Source organism: Salinibacter altiplanensis, assembly GCF_002894645.1.
Lineage (GTDB): Bacteria > Bacteroidota > Rhodothermia > Rhodothermales > Salinibacteraceae > Salinibacter > Salinibacter altiplanensis.
This window is the reverse complement of the sequence record NZ_NCQY01000030.1, coordinates 550,260-557,899: the sequence shown is the minus strand read 5'-3', so window position 1 is coordinate 557,899 and position 7,640 is coordinate 550,260. Positions and strand designations below refer to the sequence as shown.

Below are 7,640 nucleotides of genomic sequence, written 5' to 3'. Positions count from 1 at the left end.
CGTCGTCGGTCTCGGGGCGGCGTTTTTTTTTTTTTTTGAAGTGGACTTGGGCCCACTGAGAACTGTCGCAGGCCGTATGCGGTGCTAATTTGTGCCACGTCCTAAACAAATTAACAGACTATCCAGCCGGGCCCGCAGCTAAAGCAGTACCTGCGGAAGGAGAATCGCGATTCCGAACGTGAGAAGTCCAAGGCCCAGGAAGGCATATCCAATCATGTCGTCGAACGGCAGAAGCCCTGCGGCCCGGAGAAGATTCCACCAGTCGTGCGTGCTCGGGTCGTTCGTGATGAGGGGAAGGGCCCGCTCCTGTGCGTCGGCGGCGTAGGTGCTTACGTACAAGGCATTCTGTCCCCACCACACCAGTGCGATCTGCAGGCCGGGGCGGTACGAGTGCCGGAGAAACGAAACGACGAACAGCCCCGGAAGGAGGAGCTGAAAGAGAGAGCCGCCGAGAATGTGGAGCGTCCAGCCGAAGGGAGCAAAGAAGACGTGCCCTGCCTCGTGAACGATGAGCGCGGTGGTGTCGAATACGGTGAACGTACCGGTGGCGTAGGCCCACAACAGATATCCGCACAGGGGCGCGAGCAGCAGCGAGAGAATCCACTTCCGAAGCGCACCCCTCCAGGATTCCCAAGAGCCGGCGGAGGAGAACGGAAGCATTGTGCAGAGCGGACGAGGATAGAAGAGAGTGGTGCCCAAAAATCTTGCAAAGGAGATGCCATGCTCGCCGGTATTCGCCGCTAGACCAAGCTCGAGGATCCCGACCGGCGGAAAGATCTGGTCCCTCGCTCTCGGCGACCTCTGCGCCATTTCGCCGAGGCGGAGACGGGGGACGCCCCTCTTTCCATCGGAACGATATGAGGGACGAAAAGTGAGGGGAGACCGACGCTCGATTCTCGATGACGGTCCCCTCTCCATGACCGAGCTCCGCTACCTCCCCGATGACGACGACGTCACCGCCTTCACCGCGACCGTTGCGGACGCGACCGACGACTACATCGTCCTGGACGGCACATATTTCTACCCGGAGGGCGGGGGGCAGCCCGCCGACCACGGCACGCTACAGTGGGACGGCGGGTCGGCCGACGTGACCGACGTGCAGAAGGAGCACGGGGCGGTGCGGCACCACATTGACAACCAGGAGGGGGGGCTGCCGGAAGAGAGAGACGAGGTGCGCGGCCGGATCGATGAGGGGCGCCGCCGGGCGCTTCGTCGCATGCACACGGCCCAGCATGTGCTGTCGAAGGTAGTGCTCGACGTGTTCGGGGCGCAGACGGCTGGCAACCAGATCCACACGGACCGCTCGCGGATCGACTTCGAGCCCGCCGACTTCTCTGAGGAGGACGTGGCCCTCATCGAGGACCGCACCAACACGGCCATCGAGCAGGACCTGCCGGTGGAAAAGAACGAAATGGATCGCGCCAAAGCCGAAGAGCAGACCCCGGAGGGCCGGGGATTGCTCGACCTCATCCCCGACCACGTGGACCCGCTGCGCATGGTGCGGATCGGCGACCTCGACCTCTGTCCCTGCGGTGGGACTCACGTCGATCACACCCGCGAGGTTGGGCGCCTCCGCATCACCAACCGCACGTCGAAAGGCGCCGACGTGGACCGGATCGAGTTTGCACTGGAAGAGTAGGGAGCCCAGTGCTCCGCCTTCTCTTCTGAGCGGCCCCCTGTTTTCTCTCTCTTGCTCGACCGCCGGTCTTCATGTCTGTCACCGCCCACGCTCCGGGGAGCGTCACCCCCATCTTCGTCCCGCGCGACGGCCAATCCTCGCTCGGCATCAGCTTTGCCACGGCCGACGGGGTCACGGCGACCGTCGAGAGCACCCGCGATCCATTGATCTACCTGGACGACCGCCCGGCCGAGGTGGCGCCGGTAACGGGCGTCCTCGCCCGGCTCGACGTGACCGCCACGGTGCGCCTCGATACGGAAGTGCCCATCGGCTGCGGCTTCGGGGCCAGCGGGGCGGCCACCCTCGCCACGGCCCTCGCCGCCAACGAGCGGTTCGGCCTGGGCCACGACCGCGACGCCCTCGTGGAAATGTCTCACCGGGCGGAGGTAGCGGCCGGAACGGGCCTTGGGGACGTCTTCATTCAAAGCCAGGGGGGGCTCGTGTGGAACGCGGGCGACGGCCTAGGGCACGCCCCCCGCACCACGCGGATTGCGTATGAGAGCTTCGGCGGCATTGCGACCGCCGCGGTGCTGGGGGATGAGGGAACGATGGAGAAAATCCGGGCGGCGGGCCGAGACGTGCTGGCAGACCTCCAGCCCGACGGGCCGATTGTGGACCTCTTTAAAGCGTCCTGGCGGGTTGCGCAAGAGACCGGCCTCGCCTCCGATCGCGTGGCGGACGCCGTTGCGGCGGTGCGGGCAGCGGGCGGCGCGGGGACGATGGCCCTGATCGGCGACACGGTCGTTGCCGCGGAGGCCGACGGGGGCCTCGACCAGGAAACACGCATCACGCCGGACGGGGCCGCCCTCCAGTAGTCGACACGATTCTCACGCGTTTGACCAGCCATGACAATACCCGCCGTCCCCCGAACGGCCTCGCTCACGACACTCCTCGTCGGCATCCTCCTGGCGGTGGGGCTGTCCGGGTGTGCCCCGGGACAGGGGCCGGACCGGACGGAAATCCTGTGGGACACCTGGGGGGTGCCGCACGTGTACGGCGCGAGCACCGACTCGTTGATGTATGCCTTCGGCTGGGCGCAGATGCGGGCCCACGGCGACCGTGTGCTGCGGCTGTACGGAGAAGCGCGGGGCCGGGCCGCCGAGTACTGGGGCGAAGAGCACCTCGCCTCGGACCGGCGGGTGCGCACCCTGGAGCTGCCCGAGCATGCACGACGGTGGGCCGACGACCAGGACATGCCGTTCGGCGGGTATGTGGAGGCGTTTGTGGCGGGCATGAACGCCTACGCCGAGGCGCACCCCGCCCGCATTGCCGACGCCCGAACGGCCGTGCTGCCGGTGCAGCCGACCGATGTGTTTGCTCACACTCTGCGCACCGTCCATGCCACCTTCGTGGCCGGCGAAGACCTGCAGCGAACGCGGCCGTGGCGGCGGGCAGGGTCGAACGCCTGGGCCGTTGGGCCCTCTCGCAGCGCAAGTGGGAACGCGATGCTCCTCACGAACCCACACCTGCCCTGGGGCGACCGGTTCACGTGGTTCGAGGCGCAGCTTCGGGGGCCAGACATCGACGCATACGGGGCCGCGCTGCTCGGCATGCCCTTTCCGGCCGTCGCGTTTAACGATCGCCTCGGGTGGACCCACACCGTCAACCCGATTGATGCCTCGGACCTCTATCGCCTCTCCCTCACCGAAGGGGGGTATCGGTGGGATGGAGGGGTGCGTCCCTTCAACACAGACACCAAGGTGCTGAAGGTGAAACAGCCCGACGGGTCCCTCCGGGCCGATACGCTTACGGTCCGGCGGTCGGTGCACGGGCCCGTCGTGGGGCAGAGGGACGGCGAGGCACTGGCGCTTCGCATCGCGGGCCTGACCCAGTCGAAGGTGTTCGAACAGTACTGGCGGATGCTTCGGGCCATCACCTTGTCCCAGTTCGAAGCCGCCCTCCGTCGGCAGCAGATGCCGATGTTCAACACCGTCTACGCCGACGCGGACGGCCACATTCTGTACCACTTCGGCGGCCGGGTGCCGAAGCGAGACCGCGGCGGCTGGAGCTACTGGCAGGGCGTGGTGCCGGGGGACACGTCCGCGACGCTCTGGAACGCGGTCCACGACTACGAGGAACTGCCCCGCGTCGTCGACCCGCCGAGCGGGTGGGTGCAGAACGCCAACGAGCCGCCCTTTACCGCCACGCTGCCGCCGCGGGTGGCGCCCGCCGAGGTGCCCGGCTACATGACCCCTCGCGCCCCGGCGGAATCGGCCTACATGTTTCGGCCCCAGCGCTCGATCGAGATGCTCGCCGGGGACTCCTCCATCACGTTCGAAGAGCTGCAGGCCTACAAGAACGACACCCGCATGCTCGCCGCCGACCGGCTCCTGGACGACCTGCTTCCGGCGGCACGGGCCTCCGGCCGTGCGTCCGTATGGCGCGCCGCGGACGTGCTCGAAAACTGGGACCGGACCGCCGACGCCGAGAGCCAGGGCAGCGTGCTGTTTGCCCGCTGGTTGCGCGCGATGGTGGAGGGGGCGGAGGACCCATTCGCTACGCCGTACCGGCCGGGGGCCCCCCGTACGACGCCGGACGGCCTTGCCGATCCGGAGGCGGCCGTCCAGACCCTTGAGACAGTGGCTCAGCAGGTGCGGCAGCGGCACGATTCGCTGACCGTCGCGTGGGGCGATGTGCACCGGCTCGTGGGCCCGAATGGGTCGTATCCGGTGTCCGGGAGCGATGGGCTGTTCGGCACCTTCCGCGTTTTAAAATACGGAGGGATGGAGGACGGGCGGCGGCGCGCACGCTTCGGCGATTCGTACGTGGCGCTCACTGAGTTTACCGAGGACGGCCCGCGGGCGAAGGCGGTGCTGCCGTACGGCAATGCCTCTCAGGCCGGGTCCCCACACCGCGGCGACCAGTTCCGGCTCCACGCAGAGAAAAAGATGCGGCCGGTGTGGCTTCGTCGCGACAGTGTTCGTGCTCACCTTGAACACCGAAAGGCATTTTGAAAAACAGCCCCGGGAGCCGGTTCTGTGTAGACCCGCGGTGCATATAGCGTCAACCCGGCGTGAATTAGAAAACTGGCGGGGACGATCAGTGCACAGATGGATTTGAATACGACACATTTTTCGGCCCCCGTTTTCGATTCTTTTGGCCCGCCATGCCCACTCTCGAAGAGCGACTGATTGAACGCCTCGGCCTGGAGTCCCTTGATCGCCGCATCGCGGGATGGATGCAGCGCAACGGACTCTTCGTCCTCCGGATTGGGCTGGCCGCGGTCTTCATCTGGTACGGAATTCTGAAGCCCTTTGGCATGAGCCCCGCCGCGGAGCTGGTCCGTCGCACGGTCTACTTCGTTCCGCCGGATCTCTTCATTCCGGTTCTGGGCTGGTGGGAGGTCGCCATCGGGGTGGGGCTCCTGTACCGCCCCCTCAACCGCACCGCCATCTTTCTGCTGTTTCTGCAGATGCCGGGCACGCTTCTCCCGCTCGTGCTGCTGCCCGAGGTCTGCTTCACGCACGTCCCCTGGGGGCTCACGCTGGAGGGGCAGTACATCGTCAAGAACGCCGTCCTCATCGGTGCGGCGCTCGTGGTGGGGGGCACTGTCCGCAAACGGGCGGACGAATGAAGGAGGCTGGAACGCTCGGCGCCTCCCAGGCTCTAGATAGACCCGTAAGAGAAGCGTGGCAGTGGGCCCTTCTGAGCGCAGCGCTGGGGGCGAGAACAGTCGGGCACGCGGGGCGGCGGAGCGGAGTCGGGGGGCTGAGAAGACGGTGACCGCGTGCTCTCAGGAGGAGTCGCTCCGAAGGCTCGCGAAGGGACCTTCAGGTCAGTATGGATCTGCATCAGTGTGCTCACCGCCCCTCAGGAAGACCCTGGGCGGACTTCGGCCCCCTCGGCTTCTCAGGAGTCAGTTTCTCAAGAGGACATCCAGATGCAGGTGTTTCTGGGGGCTACTTGGGCGTCCCTCCTTACACGTCCCATGTCAGGATGTCCTCTTCGGATTTCTCCCTGTCCTCCCATTCCTCGGCGTCTTCGATCGGGCCCGTCTTCTCGGTCACGTTGTAGCCGAGCTCGCGCCACTGGTTGGCGAGATACTCGTTCCACTGGATGTAGTGCTCGTACTCGTCCGGCAATTGGTCGTCCGGATAGATGGCCTCGACCGGGCAGACCGGCACGCAGGCGTTGCAGTCGATGCACTCGTCCGGCTGGATGGCCAGGAAGTTCGGGCCCTCGTAGAAGCAGTCGACCGGGCAGACCTCTACGCAGTCGGTGTACTTGCAGTTGACGCAGGGCTCGGTAACAACGTAAGGCATACGGGGAAAGAGACCAGTAGGGGCACGTGGTGTATCGGGAGCCGAAATTCCGTAATGTGGTAGATCAGCCGAGAAGTGCGGTTCCGAATACACGCGGCCAACCCGGTCATTTCTGCAAAGCGTCACGGCCCCGTTGAGTCATTTCCTCGCGGTGCGGCTCTGCGTCCGGCACGTCCCTCTGGTCCGCCCGTTGCCCACAGCGGTGAGACGGCCGATCGGGCTTCGTCTGGTCATCGAGGAACCATCTGGGGTGCTTCGTCCCGATTGTCGCCCACTGGTAACACGCCGAGACGACGGGAGCGACGCTTCGGGATCGTGCCCCGGACGTGCACCGGAAACGCCCCGGCCCGCCGGATGCGCTAGAGACGAGAGTGGGGGAGCTGCGACAGACCTCGTTACAGCACTGGGAGGGCATGAGAGGGCGATGGGGCTCCCGGCTTTGGCTGGGCTGCAGAGGACCTTCGCGCAGGATACAACCGAAGGCGCTGGGGACAGGACATACAGCCGGTGATCGCCAAGTGGCTGTGGTTTTTCTCAGTAGGGACGGGCAGGCCCGACGCACTCCGAACCGCAGAGAGGCCCTGGCAGGCGGAGACGTCAATCCTGGTCGAAGAGATCCTGGTCGGCAGACGGAGAGGTTCGATCGAAGTGGTCGTACGCCCGGGGGAGGGCGACGCGGCCTCGCGGCGTGCGCTCCATGAAGCCTTCCTGGATCAGGTAGGGTTCGTACACCTCTTCGAGCGTGCCGGACTCTTCGCCGACGGACACGGCCAAGTTCTTGAGACCGGTAGGCCCCCCGTCGAAGTTGTCGATGAGGGTGAGCAGAATGCGGGTGTCCATGTCGTCGAGGCCCTCCTCGTCCACGTCGAGGGCGTTGAGGGCACGGTCGGCGATGGTCTTTGTAATTTCGCCGTCGCCCTCGACCTCCGCGAAGTCACGCGTGCGGCGCAACAGGCGATTGGCCACGCGGGGCGTCCCGCGGCTGCGGCGTGCAATCTCGTAGGCCCCGTCGGAGGTGGTCTCCACCTCCAGGATGCGGGCGGAGCGCCGGGTGATGTCCTGCAGCAGGTCCGCGGTATAGTAGTCGTATCGAAAGTCGATTCCGAAGCGGGCGCGGAGCGGAGCGGTGAGAAGCCCCTTCCGCGTCGTCGCCCCCACCATCGTGAACGGTGGCAGATCGATTTGCACCGTGCGGGCGTTCGGGCCCTGATCGATGACGATGTCGATGCGGTAGTCCTCCATTGCGGAGTACAGGTACTCCTCGACGACGGAGCTCAGGCGATGGATCTCATCGATGAACAGAACGTCGCCCTCTTCCAGGTTCGTGAGCACACCCGCGATGTCGGCTGGCTGTTCGAGGACGGGCCCGCTGGAGGTGCGAATGCGAGCGCCCATCTCATTGGCGATGATCATGGCGAGCGTGGTCTTGCCGAGCCCCGGCGGGCCGGAGAGCAGGACGTGGTCGAGCGTCTCCCCGCGCTGCAGGGCCGCGGTCATGAACACATTCAGGTTTTGTTTAATTTTCTCCTGGCCGACGAACTCGTCGAGCGACTGCGGGCGCAGCAGCTTTTCGACGTCGGCTTCCGACGATTCGGCCTCCGCCTTCAGGGCGTCGGAGCGGGGATTGCTCATGGACAGGGAGCGGGGATTGAGTGGAGAGAAAACTGGGACCTACCGGACGGCTGTTTGGAGGGCAGGGT

General features: G+C 65.8%; 7 protein-coding genes. 4 read left to right on the top strand and 3 right to left on the bottom strand.

Annotated features, from left to right (window positions below):
• Window positions 1–138 precede the first annotated feature (138 nt).
• Window positions 139–660 (bottom strand): hypothetical protein, encoded by a 522-nt coding sequence (locus B7R93_RS14410; protein WP_103021419.1) that lies wholly within the window; start codon window positions 658–660, stop codon window positions 139–141.
• A 256-nt stretch (window positions 661–916) separates the two neighbouring features.
• On the opposite strand from B7R93_RS14410, the gene B7R93_RS14405 reads away from it, so the two are divergent.
• The 4 genes from B7R93_RS14405 to B7R93_RS14390 all read left to right on the top strand — a co-directional run bounded on the left by B7R93_RS14405 (window position 917) and on the right by B7R93_RS14390 (window position 5,252).
• Complete coding sequence (locus B7R93_RS14405) at window positions 917–1,639, top strand: alanyl-tRNA editing protein (protein WP_103021418.1); 723 nt, start codon at window positions 917–919, stop codon at window positions 1,637–1,639.
• 71 nt (window positions 1,640–1,710) lie between these two features.
• Window positions 1,711–2,493, top strand: coding sequence for a GHMP family kinase ATP-binding protein (locus B7R93_RS14400; RefSeq protein WP_103021417.1), 783 nt, complete (start codon window positions 1,711–1,713; stop codon window positions 2,491–2,493).
• A 30-nt stretch (window positions 2,494–2,523) separates the two neighbouring features.
• The gene (locus B7R93_RS14395; protein ID WP_103021416.1) at window positions 2,524–4,632 is read left to right on the top strand and encodes an acylase; all 2,109 of its coding nucleotides are present in this window, start codon (window positions 2,524–2,526) and stop codon (window positions 4,630–4,632) included.
• A gap of 152 nt (window positions 4,633–4,784) precedes the next feature.
• Complete coding sequence (locus tag B7R93_RS14390) at window positions 4,785–5,252, top strand: DoxX family protein (RefSeq protein ID WP_103021415.1); 468 nt, start codon at window positions 4,785–4,787, stop codon at window positions 5,250–5,252.
• Window positions 5,253–5,595: 343 nt separating this feature from the next.
• Here B7R93_RS14390 and fdxA read toward each other — a convergent pair whose 3' ends face one another.
• Window positions 5,596–5,940, bottom strand: coding sequence for a ferredoxin FdxA (gene fdxA / locus B7R93_RS14385; RefSeq protein ID WP_103021414.1), 345 nt, complete (start codon window positions 5,938–5,940; stop codon window positions 5,596–5,598).
• Between the two features lie 597 nt (window positions 5,941–6,537).
• Window positions 6,538–7,572 carry a Holliday junction branch migration DNA helicase RuvB gene (gene ruvB, locus B7R93_RS14380; RefSeq protein WP_103021413.1) on the bottom strand — a complete coding sequence of 345 codons (1,035 nt, stop codon included), beginning with the start codon at window positions 7,570–7,572 and terminating at the stop codon, window positions 6,538–6,540.
• Window positions 7,573–7,640: the final 68 nt, after the last annotated feature.

Bases quoted from the DNA above. Each gene is read 5' to 3' on its own strand.
- B7R93_RS14410 (WP_103021419.1), bottom strand. From the start codon at position 660: ATGCTTCCGTTCTCCTCCGCCGGCTCTTGGGAATCCTGGAGGGGTGCG.
- B7R93_RS14405 (WP_103021418.1), top strand. From the start codon at position 917: ATGACCGAGCTCCGCTACCTCCCCGATGACGACGACGTCACCGCCTTC.
- B7R93_RS14400 (WP_103021417.1), top strand. From the start codon at position 1,711: ATGTCTGTCACCGCCCACGCTCCGGGGAGCGTCACCCCCATCTTCGTC.
- B7R93_RS14395 (WP_103021416.1), top strand. From the start codon at position 2,524: ATGACAATACCCGCCGTCCCCCGAACGGCCTCGCTCACGACACTCCTC.
- B7R93_RS14390 (WP_103021415.1), top strand. From the start codon at position 4,785: ATGCCCACTCTCGAAGAGCGACTGATTGAACGCCTCGGCCTGGAGTCC.
- fdxA (WP_103021414.1), bottom strand. From the start codon at position 5,940: ATGCCTTACGTTGTTACCGAGCCCTGCGTCAACTGCAAGTACACCGAC.
- ruvB (WP_103021413.1), bottom strand. From the start codon at position 7,572: ATGAGCAATCCCCGCTCCGACGCCCTGAAGGCGGAGGCCGAATCGTCG.